This is a genomic window from Mycobacterium sp. D16Q13, assembly GCF_002013375.1.
GTDB lineage: Bacteria > Actinomycetota > Actinomycetes > Mycobacteriales > Mycobacteriaceae > Mycobacterium.
On record NZ_MAEW01000003.1, the window covers coordinates 633,494 to 653,808 of the forward strand.

Below are 20,315 nucleotides of genomic sequence, written 5' to 3' on the forward strand. Positions count from 1 at the left end.
TGACTCGTTCACTCAGCGGGGTGGTAGACGCGTGCAGCTCTTTGGACGTCATCGGTCCAATCTATTTCTGACCCCAAAAATGCCGCAACGGATTTAGTCGCCCGTGGCCTTCTTCGCGGGCTTATCCGGGGCGCTGGGCTTCTTCCCCGAGACGTCTCCCAGCACCTTCTTGATGGCCCCGCCCAGACCCCGCATCACGTTCGGCTGCTTGGTCGTTGGGGATACTCCCTGATTGGGTTTCGACATCAGCACCGGCGGCTTTGTCAACATCGTCGGCAGCTTCGGTGTGAGGTCGGGCCGCACCGTAGGCGCTTTCGTCTGCGGTGCGGTCTTGATGGCTTCCGCCGTCGTGGATTCCGTCTTGGACGCCGTTTCCTTGGCGTCAGTCGCCTTGTCCGTTGCCTTCACATCGGCTGTCGTGACGGCTGGCCTCTCCGCCTGCTTGGCCGCCGCCGGCGTAATCGGGATCGGCTTGGTCAGCGCATCGCGGATCGGCGCGACCGACTCCGAGACGGTCGTCACCACCGCCTGCCCCGTCGCCTGCACCGCCGCTACGACATTTCCTGTGCTTCCCAACGTTGTCAGAAACGCATTGGGCACCCGCGTCACGATGAGCGTGAGCTGTTCAGTCGAATGAAACGCCACCGCCCAAAACACCTCAGTACCGCGCACCGCGGCGGCCTCCAACGGCGTATGCACCACGGGCACGGACTCGGGGCCCGGGGGATTGTTCAACGCGTCGAACAGATCGGAGCGCGCCTGCCCCAAAACCCCCGGGAGTTGACCAGGCTGGGTGAGGGCCGCCTCGCCGATCCGCACGAGCCCCACCGCGATCACCTCAGTACCGAACTGGGTGCGTGGCACCACCTGATCCAGGTCGGTGCGGATAAGCCCGGTCCACACATCGTTGGCCGCCCCACTCACCGTCGCGCCGGCCAGTCCAAGTGCCTGCACCACGGGCTGTCCCGACTGCAGCTGGGTCACGAACGTCCCCGGCGCCAGCAGCGTCGCCGTCGGCACCTGGACGGCACCCTGAACGACGAAAGGGCAGATCAGCGAGCAGTTCTGCACCTGGTTGGCCAAGAACTGGGTGATCAACGCGCCAGGCGGAGGCTGCACCGACGCCGCGGTGAGATAGACGTCGAACCGTGCGCTGCGTGCCGACAGCCCCGGCGGAGCATTCAGTCCTACGGACGTCGCGAGTACCGCTGACGCACATGCCACCGCGAGAAGTCTCACGCAGTAACCACGAGCCAACCCGCCGTCGGGTTCGATCGTGGCGAAAGCCGGTTAGGCCCCGGCTTCCTCCGGCACATCGTGGCGCACCACGCGGACCTTGCCGCGCGGCAGGCTGGCCACGTACCCGTGGTACTTGCCATAGATCTCCCACGCCGTGTCGAAGTCGTGATGTGGCACGTCGATCACGTGGTCGTCGGAGAACTCCATGTGCAGATCGCCTTGGTCGTTCCACCTGGCCTCGGTGCACGTAGCACCCGAGATGCTGAAGAGCGGACGCTCCTCATCCAGGATTGCCTTCGGATCGACGCAGACGATTTCCCGTGGCCACCTCCCCGCGGGGGGAAGTGTGAGCCACATCGGCACGGCGATAACCACCTCGTTGTAGTCACCCAGGCTGATTACCAATCCGTCACGGAACATGATCCGCTGGACCGGTAAGCCCTCAATCCATGCTTCGGACATACCTTCACTCTGAACCCACCCAAGAGGCCCGCACAAGGGGTTGACGCCACAAGTTTTATTGTCGAAACTAGACGAAACGTAAACGTTATTTGTGCTGCCCCGGTCCGTGGACAGCACACTGTTCTACTTGCTTTCAGCCTGTTTCCGGGCTCCCGCCAAGACCACGGCGTCACCGCGCTTGACGAACGAATTTCGCTTAGGTGCCCTAGCATTCGCTGTGAGCTAGCAGCGTGGCTAGCAGGCGGGCGAAAGGTACACCCATGACAGCGGAGCTATCGGAAGACATCGACCGGCCGCGGATCACCCCGCGCCCCGCCCCCACCGCACGCCCACAGCTGCCGCGTCGCGGTGACTTAACCCTGCGGGAACGCGCACTGGTCGAGACCTCCGCGCTCACCGACATCGCCCTACGGACCGTCGGCGCCCTCTCGGTCATGGGAGTGGTGGCCCCGAGCCTCATCATCGACCGCGAGTTCGTGGCGCGTGAACGCGACAACCTGGCCTTCTACGGCGAGCTCGCCGCGATGGGCGATGCGGATCTTTCCTTCCCGGCGCCGGAGACCACGCCCGTGGTGTTCTCCCACCCCGCCGGCCCGGTCGCACAGGCCCTGGCCAAGGGCACCGTGGAGAACCTGGACTTCGAAAGCCCTTACGTGGCACGCAATCCAGCGATGCGCGACCTCTGGAAAAGCTTTCCGCACAATAGCGTCGCGCGCGCCCAACACTGGCGCCATGACGACGGACCCCGCCCCACTCTGTGCGTCATCCACGGATTCTTCGGATCGCCGTACCTGCTCAACGGAGTGTTCTTCGCACTCCCCTGGTTCTTCCGCAACGGCTACGACATCTTGTTGTACACCTTGCCTTTTCATGGACGACGTGCCGAGAAATACTCGCCGTTCAGCGGGGCGGGGTACTTCAGCCACGGGTTCACCGGTTTCTCCGAGTCGATGTGCCAGGCCGTGCACGACTTTCGGATATTCGTGAACTACCTGCGCGGCACCGGAGTGGAGAAAATTGGGCTGACGGGTTTGTCACTGGGCGGATACACCACCGGATTAATCTCCACCGTAGAGCGCCGTATCGATGTCGCCATTCCGAATGTGCCCGTGGTTGACGTGAAATCGCTTCTGCACGGCTGGGTTCCGGCGGAGCCCACGATCAAGCTCGCCGCCAAACTCGGCCACCTCGATCAGGACCAGCTGGACGGAGCCCTCTCCTACTCATCACCGCTGACGTACCAGCCGGTGGTACCCAAGGAGCGGCGTCTGATCATCACCGGGCTCGGCGACCGTCTAGCGCCCCCGGAGCAATCCGAGATGCTGTGGGAGCACTGGGATCGTTGCGCACTGCACTGGTTCCCCGGAAATCACATTCTGCACGTGAATCAGGGCGACTACCTGCACCAGATGACCGACTTCCTTGACCGCTATCTCGCCACCTAACCCTTGACGGCCGACACCAGGCTGATCGAATTGAACATGTACCAGGCAGGTTGACTGGGCTCCGGCAAGGCACGCCCCGAAATGTTCAGGTAGTCCAGCAGCTCGGTGCGCTCCGAATCCCAACCGTGACAATGGAACCAAGTCGTGGCTTCACTGCGCTGCTGGTTGTAGATCAGGGAGAAGAAGTCAGAGTTCGCCTCGTCTCCACTTTCCTTGGCACCCGCCACCAGCATGTCGAAGACCACGTCGGCGTACGTCGTCATCTGCTCAATACCCACGAAGCTGCCCGGTGCGGCCAGCTGGTCGATGGACTCGAAAAGTCGTTCCTGCGCATCGGCCGGCAGATAGATCAACAATCCTTCGACAATCCACGCCGACGGCGCCGATGGATCGAAACCCTTGTCCTGTAGCGCCTTACCCCAGTCCTCACGAAGGTCTATCGAGATCTCCTGGCGAGACGCCTTGGATTCGGCGCCGTGCTCGGCGAGTACTTCGCGCTTGAACTGATGTACCAAGGGCTGGTCCAATTCGAAGATCGTCGTCCCCGGAACCCAGTCGAGTCGATAGGCCCGCGAATCCAGCCCCGAAGCCAGGATCACCACCTGCTTGACTCCGGCCTCGATCGCCCTACCGAAGTAGTTGTCGAAATAGCGGGTGCGAGCGCCTTGAAAGCTCACGAAGTACTGCCCGAATTCCTCTGAACGCAAAGGGTGTTCGGGTACGCCACCGGCGACCAGGTCGGCCCACTCCCCGCCCGCGGCGCGACAGAACACCCCCGCGTACTGATCGGCGGCCAGCGGCGCGGGCTTGGTGGCCTCGAGCGCTCGGCTGGCGGCTACGAACAGGGCCGTGGAGCCGACGCTTGTGTTGATGTCCCAGTTGTCGCGATCGGTACGCATGGTCGCGACAATACCCCGCGACTGTGACAACTAAGTTGACATGCGTGGGCGCATCGACGGCGCGCTAGTAGGCCCCGTCACTGCGGGCCACCGCGCGGAAAGTGCGCCACAGGATGGATACGTCGGACACCATGGACCAGTTCTCGACATACGACAGGTCCAACCGCACCGCCTCATCCCACGGCAGATCGGAACGCCCACTGACCTGCCACAAGCCGGTCATCCCCGGCTTGACCAGCAGCCGGCGCTTGATGACGTCGGTGTACTCCTCGACCTCCCGGCGCAGCGGCGGCCGGGGGCCCACCAGACTCATCTCACCCCGCAGCACATTGAACAGCTGGGGCAGTTCATCCAGGCTGGTACGGCGCAGGAACCTGCCCACCATGGTGACCCGCGGATCTTCGCGCATCTTGAAAAGCGGTCCGGCGCCGTCGTTTTGTGCCAGCAGCTCGGCCACCATCTGGTCTGCGCCCGCCACCATGGACCGGAACTTGATCATGCGGAACGGCTTGGACCGCACGCCGATGCGTTCAGCCGAGTAGAACACCGACCCACGCGACTCCAGCTTCACAGCAAGGGCGCAGGCCAACAGAATCGGGCTAAACCCGATGATCAGCAACAGTGCACCCACGCGGTCGAACAGAACCTTGTGCATGCGCGAAGCACCCTCGTACTGGGGCTCTGCGAGGTGGATCAGCGGTACGGACCCGGCCGGCCGCACCCGAACCCGGGGCTGGTCGACATCGAACACACCGGGCGCGACCAGCAGATTGACACCGATCTCGCTGAGACGCCAGGCCAGTTCGCGCATCTTTTCCGGGCCCAGCTGCTCGGTGGCCGTCACCGCCACGGTGTCGGCACCGGCCTCCAGTACCGCAGCGACAATGCGGTCTTCCGAACCCAGGATGGGGATCACCCGGTCGATGACCTCGATGTTCTGGCCCGGTGCACCCAAATATCCGGGAACACACACGCCGACGACGCGATACCCGAGCGCAGTATCACGCCCGAAGGCCTCGGCGAGGTTGAGCGCCGCAGCGTCGCCGCCGAGCACCACAACCCTGAAGATCTGCTTGCCGCGCGCACGCTGACGGTTGAGCCAACTGCGGCTGAGCTTCCGGTTGAGCAACAGGAACACAATCCCGACGATGAGCGACATCCCCAGCGCGAAACGCGAGACATTGAATTTGAACAGCACGCTGACGATGGCGAAAAGACCGAACATGTGGAATGTCGCGCGCAGTACCCGCTGGTACTCCTCGCCTCCACTGCCCATGAGATGCGGTTCCCTGCTGCGGTACACACCCAGCAGCAAGGCCCAGTAGCAGAAGAACCCAATCCTGATCCACAGTTCGGCGGGGGTCATCGGGTTGGTGGCGTTGCGTAGTTCGATCCAGGTCCAGCCGGCGACCGCGACGATCAGGGTGTCGGTAATCATCAGCCACCGGGTGTAGCGGTCTCCCCATTGCGCAGCGCGGTGTCCGGCAGAGGTTTGACCGACTGCTTGTGAGCGGCGCGGGCGCCGCACGCTGCCGATTCGGCCCCTCAGCCGGGTCGGCGCAGGCGAGCCTTCGTTCACCGCGACCACGAGCGTGTCCTTCCAGAACAACCCCAACAGCAAAAATCAGAAAGTCTTGTGTCATGAAGCGCCAGGCGCCGAAGTCTCGCCCAATCCGGCGATGACAACCGCCGGGCGAACGAATCAGGCCGGTGGCCACGTCAAAGGTGAAACGCCCGTTACCCAGTTTTGTACGAAAGGGAATGTATCCAGAGAATCGCCGTCGGGCAACACCTCACCGCCCATGGCCTGCAATTGTGATTGAGGTCACCGACGCTCAGGAGAAATGAACAGCTTGTTCTTATCCGGAAGCGCTGAAAGTCGCTCTGAACTGGGAAAATCCCGAACTCTGTCAAGTCGAAGCAAAGTTCATCATGTACAAATTAGCTCACTACAAACGTCGCAGCAGGGAACGCCAGCAATGTCAGCGTCAATTAATAGAGACGGCTGCGCAACATCTTCAAGGGAAAGCGACGGCGGGCCGGCCGCAGCCAGGGGGCCATGGGGTTACCCCTCCACGACCTGACAGATTTTGCTCACAAGCGAACAGGCACCCAGTAATTCTGGTAACGGCAGTGAACCACATGGTCAGCGCCTCGATGTGGTGCACCTCATACCGCTAACTGGATACGTGCGTTAGCCCAATTTGGTTCAGACCAGCGCGCGCCCGGTGCGAATTCTCCGGTCGAGATCGATCATCAGCGCGTTGAACGGGAAGCGTCGCAGCCCGTTGGGCAGGAGACGATTGGCCATACCAAGAAGCGTGACGACGGCCCGGAAGGTTCGCTCACGCGCAGGACTCCAGGGCAGCCGCATCTCATCCCGGAACCGCTGCGGCAAGAATCCCGTCGAGATGAGTCGCGAGAAGGCACCCACCGGCCGGCGCATGAACCGCGGTACCGCAATGGCCGCCGAAATGATCCGATACAGGTACGGCCGCACGTGATCATCGATATGGACCAGGTCCAGGGATTGCTCCCAGTACGCGTCGAACTCCGCACAGGACTTCGGCCACATCGCGAGGGGCATCTGCAGCGTCGTCCCCATGACGGCACCCTCTTGCAGACACCGCTCGGCCATGTCGGCCGTCATCGGACCTACGAAGGCCTCGTACACATCGACAAATCCCTTGTAGAGGCAGATCGCCACCCATTTCTGCAGTTCCGGGTCAAAGGCGTTGTACTGCACCGTGTCCCCTGGGGCCGAGCGGACCTGCGCGTGGGAGCGATTGGTCGCCTTCCGGAATGCGGCCTTCTGCTCCGGGCTCCCCAGGGATGACACCGCCAGGAAGGTGAAGGTGGTACGGGCCCGCTTCACGGGGTGCAGGTCGGCGCGGCCACTCTCTACCTTGCTATCGACGACGCCATACCCGACGCCGGGGCGTGCCAGCTGCATGACGATGTTGGCCGGACCTCCCAGCAGGGCCAGCCCCATCAGGTTGTCCGCCATATTGCTCTGTCGTCGCCAGGACCACCACGGCGACAGACGCGCGGCGGGAGGCACCGGCTCGTCGCGACGACTCCGCGTACCCGGACCTCCGTCGCCAACGATCGATTGATCGACCTCTGACACCCGTTCGATTGTCACCGTTGACCCCTTAATCTGCGAACGCTTGTTCTCAAATATCTTCCAGCGGGGTACCACCTGTCAAGATGTACTGGTGACGTCATCGCGGGTCTATGGCGGCGTGCAGGCTCCCGACCGCCAAGCCGAGCGCCGGAACCGGCTGCTCGAGGCGGGCCTCGACCTACTGACCTCCGGCCCCGCACCCAATGTGACGGTCCGCGGCGTGTGCAAGCACGCCGGTGTGGTCGCACGGTACTTCTATGAGAACTTCACCGATCTCGACGAATTGACGGCCCAGGTGTACGACGGCGTAATCGGCACGGTCGCCACATCAACCCAGAAAGCCGTCGACGCCGCGCCGCTGCGCGAGAAGACCGCGGCAGGCATCGCCAACATCGTGCACGTCATCGCGGCCGATCCCCGGATCGGCCACCTACTCTTCGGCAGCAATCCTGCTAATTCGGTGATCGCACAACGCCGTAGCGCGGCCGAGCAGCTTTTCGCAGCCCTCTCCGGCCAGCACTTGAACAAGACGTACCAACTCCCGAACGACGAATCGATGCGCGCCGCAGCCTACTTCGCCGTCGGCGGCGTCGGCCAGACGCTCGCGGCCTGGGTGACCGGCCAGTTGAAGCTCAGTGCAGACGAGCTTGTCGTCGTACTTACCCGCCTGCTCGAGCCGGTCAGGCGGTAGCGACTTCCCGTGGGGTGCGCTCGGCGGCAGTCTTCGGCGCAACACGCACATCCGCCGAGGTGAACTCCTTAGTCCAACAAGCGAATTCGAGTGTAATTCCGTCAGGATCGAGGAAGTAGAACGACCGCACGTACACGCCCGGGTGCAGTTCCCTCGACACCTGGAACTCACTCTCGTCGTGATTGAGAATCGGTCCCACCCGCACACCCTTGGCCTTGAGCTTGACGCGGTACTCATCGAACTTCTCAGCGGGAACATGCAGCGAAATGTGGTTCATGGAGCTGACGGCGCTCACGATGTCGCCGATTCCCGGAATGGCGGCCGGGGCCGAAATGCCCGGGACACCGTCCGGCGCATCCTTGAACCAGAAGAAGGCCAGACTGTCGCCACCACCGGCGTCGAAGAAGAAGTGTTGCCCCTGCCCCATCGGCAGGTCGAGCGACTTGATGAGCGGCATGCCCAGCACGTTGGTGTAGAAGTCCACAGTGCGCTCCATGTCCGAACATACAAGCGCCACATGGTTGAAACCGCCGAACTCGAATTCGGGGTTGGGGTTGTTCGGTTTGATCATCGTCATGGGGAGCCTCCTTGATCCGACCGCATGACAGCCTTGCGTTTTACGCTAATCTGAATCTAACATCAGATTCAGAAATGGGTCAATGGTGCACGGCGAACAGACAGGGGTGAGCGTGGTCCAACCCACCGTGCGAGGCCGTCAAACCCAGGCCGCGATCGATGAGGCCGCGCGAACTGTCATCACCCGCAAGGGAATCCTTGCCACCACCGTTGCCGATATCGCCAGCGAGGCAGGCCGGTCCACGGCGTCGTTCTACAACTACTACGACTCCAAAGAGGCGATGGTCGCGCAGTGGGCCATGCGATTTCGCACCGAGGCGCAGGAGCGGGTCTCCTCACTGGTGGCCGAGCCACGGGCACAGACAGATAAGCAGCGCGCGCGAGACATCGCGACCGCGCACTGGCTCACCTGGCGCCACCAGTTGGCCGAGATGATCAGCGTCTCGCAGATGGCCATGATCAGTACCGAGTTCGCCGAGTTCTGGAATCAAATATGTTCCGAACCCATCGATTTCCTCACTACCACCATCAAACGGGCACAACGCGACGGCTACAGCCCTGGCAATGATCCGCATCTCATGGCCACCGCGATCGTCTCGATGATGAACCAGTTTGCCTACAACCAGCTCAGCCAGGGCAATGCCGCCACCGTCGACGACGATGCCTGCATAGACACTCTGGCCGGAATCTGTTACCGCGCCATCTATTCCAAGGAGGTCTGCTGAACATGACGACGATCGTGCGGGACTTTATCGGGCTACCGTCGCCGACCGCCGGACGCAATGGTGCCGGTGGGCACCCGTGCCAGGGTCTGTATCACCGGGCGGCCGGAACCACACCCAAGATCGCCTTCATCGCCACCCACTATCAGATCGACTTCTCCGAGCATTACATCGCCGAATACCTGGCACGGCACGGGTACGGATTCCTGGGCTGGAACACCCGATTCCGGGGATTTGAAAGCCACTTCCTACTCGACCATGCCCTGGTGGACATCGGCGTGGGGGTGCGCTGGCTGCGGGAGCAGGCGGGCGTGGAAACGGTACTGCTGCTGGGCAATTCAGGGGGTGGCTCACTGATGGCGGCATACCAGTCGCAGGCGGTCGCTCCGAAGGTGACACCGCTGGAGGGCATGCGTCCGGCAGAAGGGCTCGACACTCTGCCCGCCGCATCGGGCTATGTGGCCAGTGCTGCCCATCTCGGCCGCCCCGATGTGCTGACCGACTGGATGGATGCCTCGGTGATCGACGAGAGCGACCCGGCCTCCACCGACCCGGCCCTCGACCTGTTCAACGAGGAGAACGGGCCCGCATACTCCCCCGCGTTCGTCGCCAAGTATCGCGAAGGCCAGGTGGCGCGTAATCACCGGATCACCGCCTGGGCGCTCGATGAGCTCGCCCGGGTACGTGCGGCCGGGTTCAGCGACCGCGCCTTCACCGTGCACCGGACCTGGGCCGATCCCCGCATGGTCGACCCCACCCTGGAGCCCACCAAGCGCCCGGCCAACCTCTGCTACGCGGGCGTGCCGGTCAAAGCCAACCGCTCCACCTTCGGAATCGGTTGTGCCACCACGCTGAAGAACTGGCTCGGCATGTGGAGCCTGTCGCACGCCCAGACCCGCGCCGAGCCGCATCTGGCCGATGTCACCGTCCCCGCCTTGGTCATCAACGCCGATGGCGATACCGGAGTCTTCCCCTCGGACGCCCAGCACATCCACGACGCACTGGGCTCGACCGACAAGTCTCAGGCCTCCATCGACGCCGACCACTACTTCCAGAACCCGGGAGCCCGCCAGGAGCAGGCAGATATCATCGCAGAGTGGGCAGGCAAGCGGTGGCGGTGAGATGAGCCGCTCGCGCGAAGGCCATCGGGTACGAGTCCTCGCCCACTTTCCGGGCGGTCCACTCGCTCGCGAACAGCTTGCACCGCACACCGATTGGCTCGACGTCCATTTCTGTGCCGAAGACGACGACGACACCTTCTACGCCGAACTGCCGCACGCCGAGGTGCTGTGGCATGTGCTTCGTCCGCTGTCCGCCGACGACGTCGCAAAGGGCGAACGGCTGCGGCTGATCCACAAGTTCGGTGCCGGGGTGAACACCATCGCGCTGGACGCCGCCTCCGCACAGGGTGTCGCCGTCGCCAACATGCCGGGCGCCAACGCGCCGTCGGTCGCCGAGGGCACGCTGCTGTTGATGCTGGCAGCGCTGCGACAGCTCCCGCGGCTGGACCGGGCCATCCGCGCCGGTCGCGGATGGCCCACCGATCAGTCTCTCGGCGATACCGTTCGCGATATCGGCTCCTGCACAGTGGGATTGGTGGGGTACGGCAACATCGCCAAGACCCTGGAACGGATTTTGCTGGCAATGGGCGCCACCGTCGTGCACACCAGCACCCGCGACGACGGTTCCGCCGGCTGGCGAAGCCTGGATGACCTGCTGACCAGCAGCGATATCGTGTCGCTGCATCTGCCGCTCACAGACGCCAGCTCCGGCCTGCTCGACGCCGCGGCGCTGGCCCGGATGAAACCCGGATCGGTCCTGGTCAATACCTCCCGCGGCGCGGTCGTCGACGAGGCGGCGCTGGTCGCGGCGCTACGGCAGGGGCCGCTCGGGGCCGCCGGTCTCGATGTCTTTGCACAAGAGCCGATCTCGCCAGAGAATCCGCTGTTGACCCTGCCCAACGTGGTGCTCACACCGCATGTCACGTGGTTCACCGCCGACACCATGACGCGCTACCTGGAGCATGCAATAGACAACTCCCGGCGTATACATGAGGGGATGCCGCTAGCTGACCGCGTGCGCTAGGCTAGCGCCCGGAGATTTACACTAGAGAGTATTCGTAAACGAACCACAATGGCGTGGGAGGACGAATGGGAACAGCTGTACAGCTCGCGGGCAAGGTCGTCGCCATCACCGGCGGAGCACGCGGAATCGGCCGGGCCATCGCCACGGCGTTCGCGGCCGAGGGCGCGAAGGTGGCGATCGGCGATATCGACAAGAAGCTGTGTGAGAACACCGCCGCCGAGATCGGAAACGGCACCATCGGTCTGCCGCTCGACGTGACCGATCATGGCAGCTTCGAGGCCTTCTTCGACACCATCGCGGCCACCGTCGGACCCGTCGACGTGATCGTGAACAACGCGGGCATCATGCCGATCACACCGTTCGGGGAAGAATCGCTCGAATCCATCCAGCGCCAGCTGGACATCAATGTGCGCGGCGTCATGTGGGGCAGCCAGCTCGCCGTCAAACGGATGAAGCCGCGCGGTGGTGGCGTGATCGTCAACATCGCGTCGGCGGCAGGCAAGATGGGCGTGCCCGGACTCGCCACGTACTGCGCCACGAAATGGGCAGTGGTCGGTCTCTGCGAGTCACTGACCCTCGAACTCAAGGATGACAACATCTCCGTTGTCTGCGTGATGCCGGGCGTGGTCAACACCGAGCTGGTGGCCGGCCTCGAAGAGCATTGGCTGCTGGGAATCGTTCAGCCCGAAGACATTGCCGCCGGCGTACTGAAAGCAGTGCGCAAGGGCAAGTTCCCCGTCATGGTGCCCAAGAAACTGGGCCCACTGCTGCGAACAACCGCCATGCTGCCCCGAGCGCTGTACGGTCCCGCGGCGCGGTCACTGGGGATGGACCACTTCATGCTCGACGCCCATGGCACCTCGGCGCGTGCCGCATACGAGGACCGCGCCAGCCACAGCGAGCCCAGCGCCGACTAGTTAGGAAGCAGCCCAATGCCTATCGCCATCAACAGTGAACATGTAGCACTTGCGGATTCGGCGCATGCGTTCGTCGAACGTGTGGTGCCCTCCGAGCTGCTCCACGAGACACTCGAGACGCCATTGCCGTGGCCGCCCCCATTCTGGAAGGCCGCCGCAGACCAGGGCCTTACCTCTGTGCATCTCGCCGAATCCGTTGGCGGCCAGGGATTTGGCGCACTTGAGCTCGCGATCGTGGTGGCCGAGTTCGGACGGGGAGCCGTCCCCGGACCGTTCGTCCCGTCGGTGATCGCGAGCGCGCTCATCAGCGCCCATGATCCCGGCCATCCGCTGCTGAACGATCTCGCCTCGGGTGCGTCCATCGCCACCTTCTCCTCCGCATCGTCGTTCACCGGAACGTCTACCGCTGAGGGCCTTACCGTGGATGGGCAGGCTCGTTCGGTGCTGTCTGCCGCGTCGGCGGCGTATGTGGTAGCGCCCGTTTCTCTTGGCGCCGAACGGGTGTGGGTGGTCCTGAGCGCCGATGACCTCACCCTCGCCCCGCAGCAGAGCGTGGACCGGCTGCGACCGGTCGCGCATGTGACGGCAACCGGGGCGCAGGTTCCCGCCGAGCGCGTGCTGTCCAACCTCACCGACGCCCGGGCCACCAGCATCATCTCCACGATCGTCTCGGCCGAGGCCGTCGGCGTCGCCCGCTGGGCCACCGATATCGCATCCGAATACGCCAAGGTGCGTGAGCAGTTCGGCCGCCCGATCGGACAGTTCCAGGGCATCAAGCACAAGTGCGCCACCATGGCCGCAGTCACCGAGCGCGCGACCGCTGCCGTATGGGACGCCGCACGCGCCCTCGACGATGCTGACGAGAGCGCCGGCGTGGTGGAGTTCGCGGCCTCTGCGGCCGCGACGCTGGCGCCCGCCGCTGCCCAGCAGTGTGCGCAGGACTGCATTCAGGTACACGGGGGCATCGGTTACACCTGGGAACACGATGCCCACATCTACTATCGCCGGGCGCTGGGTCTCATTGCCGCACTGGGCCGTTCCGGCAGTGCACCGGCGACCGTGGTGCGCACCGCCGTCGAGCACGGCCTGCGCAAGGTGGACATCGACTTGGCACCGGAAACGGAGGCGCTGCGCGAAGAGATTCGCGCCGAGGTCGCCGCGCTCAAAGAGATCCCGTCCGGAAAGCGCAACACGGCCATCGCCGAAGGCGGCTGGGTGCTGCCGTACTTGCCCACACCGTGGGGACGCGCCGCCTCTCCCATCGAGCAGGTCATCATCTCCCAGGAGTTCCTCACCGGAAAGGTGCGCCGGCCGCAGCTCGGCATCGCGACGTGGCTGGTGCCGTCCATCGTCGCGTACGGCACCGAGGAACAGAAGCAGCGCTTCCTGCCTCCCACGTTCCGTGGCGAGATGATGTGGTGCCAGCTGTTTTCCGAGCCCGGCGCCGGGTCAGATCTCGCGGCTCTGTCGACCAAGGCCGTCAAGGTGGACGGCGGCTGGCGTCTCACCGGCCAGAAGATCTGGACCTCGGTGGCGCAGTTCGCCGACTGGGGCGCCTGCCTGGCCCGCACGGATCCGTCCGCACCCAAACACAACGGCATCACGTACTTCCTCATCGACATGAAGAGCGAGGGCGTCACCGTTCGGCCGCTGCGCGAGATGACCGGCGGCGCGCTGTTCAACGAGGTGTTCATCGACGATGTGTTCGTGCCCGATGAGCTGGTGGTCGGCGAAGTCGACCGCGGCTGGGAGGTCAGCCGCAACACGCTGACGGCGGAACGGGTTTCGATCGGCAGTTCGGATCTGCCCTTCCTGGCCAGCCTGGACGACCTGGTGGCCTTCGTCGGCAAGAGCGAGCTCAGCGAGGTCGCGCGCGATCGGGCCGGACAGCTCATCGCCGAAGGACACGGGGTGAAACTACTGAACCTGCGCTCCACGCTGCTCACCCTTGCCGGTGGCGACCCTATGCCGTCGGCAGCCGTCTCCAAGCTCCTTGGCATGCGCACCGGACAGGGATATGCCGAATTCGTCGTGAACCATTTTGGACAAGACGGCGCTATCGGCGATTCTGAGCAGGAGCAAGGCCGCTGGGCGGACTATCTTCTCGCAAGCCGCGCCACCACCATCTACGGCGGCACCTCCGAGGTGCAGCTCAACATCATTGCCGAGCGACTGTTAGGACTGCCGCGTGACCCGTAATTCCGCTATCGAAACCGGCTGGCGCCTGAACGAGGGATTTTTCACCGCCGCCGACGGCACCCAGATTGGATTCTCCGATACCGGGAACCGTGCGGCGCCTGTGACAGTCCTATTCCTGCACGGCTGGACCCAGAATCGCGAGGCCTGGGACGACGTCGCGGGTCCCCTGCACGAGCGCAGTCCCGAACTACGCGTCATCGCGCTCGACCACCGGGGCCACGGTAAGTCTGATCCCGCGCCCGGGGGCACCGTGAATGTTCCCCAACTGGCCACGGATGCTGCCGATTTCATCAACGCAGAGATCCCCACGGGGCAGATCGTGATCGTCGGCCACTCGATGGGCGGCATGACCATGATGGGTCTCGGTGAATATCACCCCGAGCTCGTGGCCCGACGGATTTCCGGCGCGGTATTCGTCGCCACCTCCGCGGGCAGGCTTCTGCACCGGCTCCGGGTCGTCCCGCCGGTCTTCGAGGTCGTCAAGGCGGTAATCCTGGGTGTCGTGGCGCAAGGCTGGTTCCTCCAGCAGGGCTACCTCATGCGCCCTATCATCTCGACGCTGGTATTCGGACGCGACCCACGGCCCTATGACGTCAGCCGAGTCTGGGACCAGATCCGCTCGGGTACCCCGCGAAGCTACAAGGATGCCGCCGAGAGCATGGTGCTCCACGAGGACTTGACCGAAGGCCTGGGCGCCTACCGCGGCAAGCCTGCCGCAGTCCTGGCAGGTGCGCGTGACTTCCTCACTCCGGCAGGCGATTCACGCATCATCGCCGCGGCTCTGCAGACCAACGAATTGCGCACCTATCCGGGTTCGGGGCACATGCTGCCCAATGAGCGCGCCAGCGAGGTCGTCAACGAGATCGTGACGGTGCTGGAGGCACTACGTCAGGAACCAGCCACCAGAATTACCACGGAATCTGCCGGGTAATGGCATCCCGGCAGCCTGTTGTCGGCTAGCTGTACCGACCGTGAAGTCGCGTCAGTGTGGCCTCAATCCCTCGGGTGTTTCCCTTGATGAAGCCGGCTAGCTTGTAGTTCAACAGGTTCTGTATCGGGCCGGCATTGCGGAAGTCGAACGTCTCGGTGACACGCGTGCTGGTCGGCGATAGGGCGTCAAACTCCCAGCGCCACCGGTGGCCCAAAGGATGCCGCCATTCGACAACCCTGTCGGGTTCGAGCGCCGTCACGGTGCTGGTGATGCGGTAAGGAAGACCGAACATTCGCATCCCCGTGGAAAAGCGCGAGCCCACCTCGAGATGATCAGGCGTGCGGATATTCTGGCCGACAGTGCCCGACCCGTCGAGTTCGTGGTGACGCCGCGGGTCCGCGACAATTCCGAACAATTCCGTCGCCGGGGCAGATACCTCCACTGAACGACTGATCTGCTGAGGCCCCGCCTCTACCACTGATACAGACATACATCCACTCCTTCGTTTAGCGGAGAAACCTAGAGCCGTTCGACGTCGACCGTCACGCCCTGGGCCACCCGCAGCCGCTTCAACAGCGGGTCACCCATGGCAGCCGCGGGCGTCAAAACCCCCAGCCGGTCCGGTAATTCGCTGCGATCCAGAGCCAGGGTCAAGCCACTCTCGCCCAGCAGCACCGCGGTCGCCTTGTAACCGGGGTCGCCTTCCTGCGCGATGACCGCCCGATAACGCACCCCCTCGGTTGTGGTGGTGTAGGTCTCTACCCGGTAGTGGCCCTTGTTCCGGGTGCGCTCGCTGGGACCCGAACCTGGCTTCGGCAGTAGGCGCTGGGCAACGAATTTCGGCATAGGCACCCGCGTGCCCAGACCGAAACCGGCTGTCAGGAAACCTGTGACGGCGGCGGCCGCAATCGGCGCGACCACCGAACTTCCCAGGCTCATCACCTCGCGATAACGTATGCGGGTTCCGTAACCCCAGTCCAATAATGCGTTGCTACGTCGCACAATCCGGGTGTTGACCGGCCCCATGAAGAACGCACCCAGCCACTTGCCCGCCAACTCCGGTGCCACAGATTCCCCACGGAGCGTTTGAAACTCACGCTGACGCCCCACCTCCGGCTCGGCCGGGCGGTCCGGGCTCAACGAGTAAGGATCCTGAGAGTTGCGACGCACCTCCGGATCCTCGGCGCTCGCCTCCATGACCTCGACCATCGACGCCGCCGTACCACCGCTGACACCGCCGCGGAACTTACTCAGCACATAGGTCGTCTCGAGCAACTCGCCGGTGCCGTCTTCCTGAGCCTGCCGGTACAGCGCATACACGCTCAGATCCGAGGGGATGGAATCGAATCCGCAGCAATGAACGATCCTGGCGCCGGTGTCAGCGGCCTGCTTGCCGTAGACGTCGATACTCTCCCGGACGAAGTTGACCTCACCGGTCAAGTCCGCGTAGTCGGTTCCCGCCTCGGCGCACGCGGCCACCAACGGCAACCCGTACTTTGTGTACGGCCCGACGGTGGTAACAACCACCTGGGTTGAAGCGGCCATGGCCGCCAGCGTCGCCGGTCGCGTGGCGTCAGCCTCGATCAACGGCCAGTCTCGAGCCGCCGGACCACACGCAGCACGCACGGCGGCAAGCTTTTCGGTGTTTCGCCCGGCCAGCGCAATCCGTGCCCCGGTGGCCTCAACCCGTCCGGCCAGATAGAGCGCGGTCAGTTTCCCGACGTACCCTGTTGCCCCGTAGAGAACGATGTCGTGTTCCCGAGACATGCGCTACACCTCCAAGTCGCGTAGCTGGCGCTTGAGGATCTTGCCGGAAGGATTGCGCGGCAAGATATCCAGGAAGACCACGTCACGCGGCACCTTGTATCGCGCCAGGTTGTCGCGCACGTACGCACGGATGCTGTCGGCATCCACCGTCGATTCGGGGTGACGAACCACGAACGCCCGCAACCGTGCTCCCCAATCCGGGTCGTCCACACCGAGCGCGGTGGCCTCGATGACATCCGGGTGTCCGCTGATGAGGTCTTCGACCTCGGCGGGGAACACGTTCTCACCACCCGAAACGATCATCTCGTCATCGCGTCCGGACACATACAGCAGCCCGTGCTCGTCGAAATAGCCGACGTCACCACTGGACATCAGACCGTCGATGATCTGCTTGTGCCCACCACCGGTGTAGCCGTCGAACGGGATCGCGTTGCTGACGAAGATCCGCCCGACGGTGCCCTGGGAGACCGGCTTTCCTTCGTCGTCAAGGATTTTCACGGTCGCACCCTTGACAACGGGGCCCACGGTGGACGGGTTGATGGCGAGATCCTGAGGGCGCGCGATGGTGGCGAAAGCGACCTCGGTGGATCCGTACAGGTTGTAGATCACCGGCCCCAGCGTGCTGAGCGCTCGCGAGGCCAGCTCACCGCCCAATTGCGATCCTGACACGAAAACGATACGCAGCGCGGACAAGTCGGGTTTGCGCTCGGCCTCATCGAGAGCGTTTAGGATGCGATTGAGCATCACGGGTACCACCACCACGGCAGTCACCCGGTACTTCTCGATATCGGTGAGCACGTTCTCCGGCTTGAACTTGCGATGCAGAACCAGGGTGCAGCCCAGGGTGAGCGCCAGACTCTGATGCAGGTAGCCCAGGGCGTGGAACATCGGTGCGGGCACCGATGTCACCTCACCCGAACGGAACGGCACATGCGAGAACATGCCGCCGACCGGCGCCAGAGTCAGTGCCAGCTTGCGTGGCGCGCCCTTGGGGGTGCCGGTGGTGCCGCTGGTGAGAATCACCAGTGAGGAGTACTTCGAGGGGCGCGGCGCCGGCGAGGTGCTGTTGCGTTTGATGACCGCCTCGATGGTGTCGTCGCTGGAGGCCGGCTGGTCGGGGTTCTCGGGGTTGGTGGGCAGCGCCATCAACCGCCCCAGCTCCGGGCTGTACCCGTCCAGGAACTCCGCGTACTCGGCGTCGTAAATCAGGACGCGGGCGCCTTCACGCTCGGCGACTTCTCTGGTCTGCGGTCCGGAGAAGTCGGTGTTGAGCAGGATCACCCGCGCACCCGCACGGTGCGCGGCGTAGTTGGCGATGATGAACCAGCGGTGGTTACGCGCCAAGATCGCGACCCCGTCGCCGCCCTTGATACCGAGGCGGTTCAAGCCATGAGCCAGGGCGTTGACGCTGTCATTGAACTCGGCGTAGGTGATCGAGCCCTCGTCGTCGATGATCGCCGTCCGAGCCGGGCTACGGTGCGCGCCGAAGCCCGGTACCGCACCGATCTCGCCGAACCGGTAGAAGTCGCGGACGATCGCCGCGAGCACGTTGGGCGGATCGAGTTTGAGCATGCCCGCCTCGATGACCTTGCGGAGATAATGCAGCTCAGCGCCACCGCGCTTCGCAAGAGTCTGAAGTTTCGAGAAGAGCGGCCGTTCGGCGGTGATCGACATGATCGACAGCCTATGTGACCTCCCTCTCAGTGGCACAGCCAACCGGTCGGTCGGGGGGCACGCCACCAAGTACCCCCCGGGAAAGTCGGTCTGCGGCCCTACGATGACGCCATGGCAGACATCGTGCTGCAGGTCGCGGGGCGCGATGTCACCATCACGCACCCCGACAAGGTGATATTCCCCAGCGGGGAAAACACCGCGGGCATCGCCAAGGGCGACCTGGTCCAGTACTACCTCGATGTCGCCGACGGGGCGCTGCGTGGCGTGCGCGACCGGCCGATGATTCTGAAGCGGTTCGTCAAGGGCATCTCACAGGAGGCGGTGTTCCAGAAACGGGTGCCGGAGAAGCGGCCGGACTGGATCGCCTCCGCGGAGCTGCACTACGCGCGCGGGACCTCCGCCCGGGAAGCCGTCGTCACCGACGCGGCGTCGCTGGCCTGGGTGGTCAACCTGGGGTGTGTCGATCTCAATCCACACCCGGTGCGCGCCGACGATCTGGACCATCCCGATGAGCTGCGGATCGACCTCGACCCCGTGCCGGGGGTGCCGTGGAGCCAGATCCTCGATGTCGCGTTTGTCGTGCGCGGCGTTCTGGAGGATCACGGACTGACCGCGTGGCCGAAGACGAGCGGGTCGCGGGGCTTTCATATCTACGCGCCGATTGCACCGCGATGGACCTTCCGGGAGCTGCGGCGGGCCGCCGAGACGGTGGCCCGCGAGGTGGAACGCCGTGCCCCGGAGCTGGCGACCAGCCGGTGGTGGAAAGAGGAGCGCCACGGGGTTTTCGTCGACTTCAACCAGAACGCGAAGGATCGCACGGTGGCCTCCGCCTATTCGGTGCGCGCGACCCCGGACGCCCGGGTGTCGACGCCGCTGCGGTGGGACGAGGTGGCGGGGTGCCGTCCTGAGGAGTTCACACTGCATACGGTCCGGGAACGGTTCGCCGATATCGGCGATCCCTGGCGGGGCATGGACGACGCCACCGGGACGCTGGATCAGCTGCTGGAGCTGGCAGCAGAGCTCGGACCCGCCGAAAAGGCGCCCACGGGTGCTTCCCGCGAAGGGCGGCGTCAATCGACGATGCCCCTCATTGAGATCGCGCGGACGAAGACCCGGCCGGAAGCCGAGGCCGCGTTGGCCCAGTGGCGCGACGACTATCCCGACGTCTCGAAACTCCTTGAACCGCAGGATGTTCTCGTGGACGGTATGCGTGGGCCGAGTTCGGTGTGGTACCGGGTGCGGGTGAACCTGATACACGTGCCGGAGGCAGAGCGCCCGCCACAGGAAGAGCTGATCGCCGACTACTCACCGTGGGGCTAGTCCTGTGGTGCCGGTAACGCGGCCAGCGAGGCAACACCTACCGGCGACAGCCGAAAGCGCTACCCCGGTGCCGAGAATGGACGTGAGCTTACTGATTTCGCCGCGACGCCCAGGCGCGACAGACCAAGAGCCAGCAGCGCGTTGCGGATACCGAACATGCGCCCCATGGGTACGGCGGCCGTCCCAGCGACCTGAATCCCGAAGGCCCGAAAGAACAAGTACGGCGAGTTCCTGGACCCCGCAAGCCCCGGGGAGGAATGG

At 64.2% G+C, this 20,315-nt stretch carries 18 protein-coding genes and 1 pseudogene; 9 read left to right on the plus strand and 10 right to left on the minus strand.

Annotated elements, in window-relative coordinates:
* Positions 1-93 precede the first annotated feature (93 nt).
* Together B4400_RS05755 and B4400_RS05760 are read right to left on the minus strand one after the other, a co-directional pair.
* The gene (locus tag B4400_RS05755) at positions 94-1,167 is read right to left on the minus strand and encodes a hypothetical protein (RefSeq protein ID WP_078307440.1); all 1,074 of its coding nucleotides are present in this window, start codon (positions 1,165-1,167) and stop codon (positions 94-96) included.
* 123 nt (positions 1,168-1,290) lie between these two features.
* Positions 1,291-1,701 carry a DUF6188 family protein gene (locus B4400_RS05760; RefSeq protein WP_078307316.1) on the minus strand — a complete coding sequence of 137 codons (411 nt, stop codon included), beginning with the start codon at positions 1,699-1,701 and terminating at the stop codon, positions 1,291-1,293.
* Between the two features lie 260 nt (positions 1,702-1,961).
* Here B4400_RS05760 and B4400_RS05765 point away from each other — a divergent pair, with 260 nt between their 5' ends.
* Positions 1,962-3,146 carry an alpha/beta hydrolase family protein gene (locus B4400_RS05765; RefSeq protein WP_078307314.1) on the plus strand — a complete coding sequence of 395 codons (1,185 nt, stop codon included), beginning with the start codon at positions 1,962-1,964 and terminating at the stop codon, positions 3,144-3,146.
* On the opposite strand, the gene B4400_RS05770 is transcribed toward B4400_RS05765, so the two are convergent.
* The 3 genes from B4400_RS05770 to B4400_RS05780 form a co-directional block, all read right to left on the minus strand.
* Entirely contained in the window at positions 3,143-4,045 is a 903-nt protein-coding gene (locus B4400_RS05770) for a class I SAM-dependent methyltransferase (protein ID WP_078307312.1), read from the minus strand. The two genes, B4400_RS05765 and B4400_RS05770, sit on opposite strands and share 4 nt — an antisense overlap.
* Positions 4,046-4,109: 64 nt before the next feature.
* On the minus strand, positions 4,110-5,633 hold the full coding sequence (locus B4400_RS05775) for a sugar transferase (protein ID WP_286142050.1): 1,524 nt from the start codon (positions 5,631-5,633) through the stop codon (positions 4,110-4,112).
* Positions 5,634-6,254: 621 nt separating this feature from the next.
* Positions 6,255-7,052: an oxygenase MpaB family protein gene (locus B4400_RS05780; protein ID WP_286151018.1), complete on the minus strand. Its 798-nt coding sequence runs from the start codon at positions 7,050-7,052 to the stop codon at positions 6,255-6,257.
* A gap of 208 nt (positions 7,053-7,260) precedes the next feature.
* On the opposite strand from B4400_RS05780, the gene B4400_RS05785 reads away from it, so the two are divergent.
* Positions 7,261-7,863: a TetR/AcrR family transcriptional regulator gene (locus B4400_RS05785; protein WP_078307439.1), complete on the plus strand. Its 603-nt coding sequence runs from the start codon at positions 7,261-7,263 to the stop codon at positions 7,861-7,863.
* Here the strand turns inward: B4400_RS05785 and B4400_RS05790 are convergent.
* The gene (locus B4400_RS05790; protein WP_078307435.1) at positions 7,853-8,434 is read right to left on the minus strand and encodes a VOC family protein; all 582 of its coding nucleotides are present in this window, start codon (positions 8,432-8,434) and stop codon (positions 7,853-7,855) included. The two genes, B4400_RS05785 and B4400_RS05790, sit on opposite strands and share 11 nt — an antisense overlap.
* Before the next feature lie 118 nt (positions 8,435-8,552).
* Here B4400_RS05790 and B4400_RS05795 point away from each other — a divergent pair, with 118 nt between their 5' ends.
* From B4400_RS05795 to B4400_RS05820, 6 genes are all read left to right on the plus strand, one after another.
* The gene (locus B4400_RS05795; protein WP_078307437.1) at positions 8,553-9,164 is read left to right on the plus strand and encodes a TetR/AcrR family transcriptional regulator; all 612 of its coding nucleotides are present in this window, start codon (positions 8,553-8,555) and stop codon (positions 9,162-9,164) included.
* A gap of 2 nt (positions 9,165-9,166) precedes the next feature.
* Positions 9,167-10,282: an alpha/beta hydrolase gene (locus B4400_RS05800; RefSeq protein WP_078307306.1), complete on the plus strand. Its 1,116-nt coding sequence runs from the start codon at positions 9,167-9,169 to the stop codon at positions 10,280-10,282.
* Position 10,283: 1 nt separating this feature from the next.
* On the plus strand, positions 10,284-11,246 hold the full coding sequence (locus tag B4400_RS05805) for a 2-hydroxyacid dehydrogenase (RefSeq protein WP_078307304.1): 963 nt from the start codon (positions 10,284-10,286) through the stop codon (positions 11,244-11,246).
* Positions 11,247-11,311: 65 nt separating this feature from the next.
* A complete protein-coding gene (locus B4400_RS05810; RefSeq protein WP_078307302.1) occupies positions 11,312-12,163 on the plus strand; it encodes an SDR family oxidoreductase in 852 nt (283 codons plus the stop codon).
* A gap of 15 nt (positions 12,164-12,178) precedes the next feature.
* A complete protein-coding gene (locus B4400_RS05815; protein WP_078307300.1) occupies positions 12,179-14,362 on the plus strand; it encodes an acyl-CoA dehydrogenase family protein in 2,184 nt (727 codons plus the stop codon).
* On the plus strand, positions 14,352-15,293 hold the full coding sequence (locus B4400_RS05820) for an alpha/beta fold hydrolase (RefSeq protein ID WP_078307298.1): 942 nt from the start codon (positions 14,352-14,354) through the stop codon (positions 15,291-15,293). Before B4400_RS05815 ends, B4400_RS05820 begins: the two co-directional genes overlap by 11 nt.
* A 25-nt stretch (positions 15,294-15,318) precedes the next feature.
* Here the strand turns inward: B4400_RS05820 and B4400_RS05825 are convergent, their stop codons facing one another.
* From B4400_RS05825 to fadD2, 3 genes are read right to left on the minus strand one after another with little or no spacing between them, the layout of a single operon-like run.
* Positions 15,319-15,783: an SRPBCC family protein gene (locus B4400_RS05825; protein ID WP_078307296.1), complete on the minus strand. Its 465-nt coding sequence runs from the start codon at positions 15,781-15,783 to the stop codon at positions 15,319-15,321.
* Between the two features lie 29 nt (positions 15,784-15,812).
* Positions 15,813-17,060: a saccharopine dehydrogenase family protein gene (locus tag B4400_RS05830; RefSeq protein ID WP_078307294.1), complete on the minus strand. Its 1,248-nt coding sequence runs from the start codon at positions 17,058-17,060 to the stop codon at positions 15,813-15,815.
* Between the two features lie 3 nt (positions 17,061-17,063).
* Positions 17,064-18,734: a long-chain-fatty-acid--CoA ligase FadD2 gene (gene fadD2, locus B4400_RS05835; protein ID WP_078307292.1), complete on the minus strand. Its 1,671-nt coding sequence runs from the start codon at positions 18,732-18,734 to the stop codon at positions 17,064-17,066.
* A gap of 123 nt (positions 18,735-18,857) precedes the next feature.
* Here fadD2 and ligD point away from each other — a divergent pair, with 123 nt between their 5' ends.
* Entirely contained in the window at positions 18,858-20,054 is a 1,197-nt protein-coding gene (gene ligD, locus B4400_RS05840) for a non-homologous end-joining DNA ligase (RefSeq protein WP_078307433.1), read from the plus strand.
* On the opposite strand, the pseudogene B4400_RS25020 reads toward ligD, so the two are convergent.
* A pseudogene (locus B4400_RS25020) lies at positions 20,051-20,296 on the minus strand (hypothetical protein); the annotation flags it as partial. The gene ligD and the pseudogene B4400_RS25020 overlap by 4 nt on opposite strands.
* Positions 20,297-20,315: the final 19 nt, after the last annotated feature.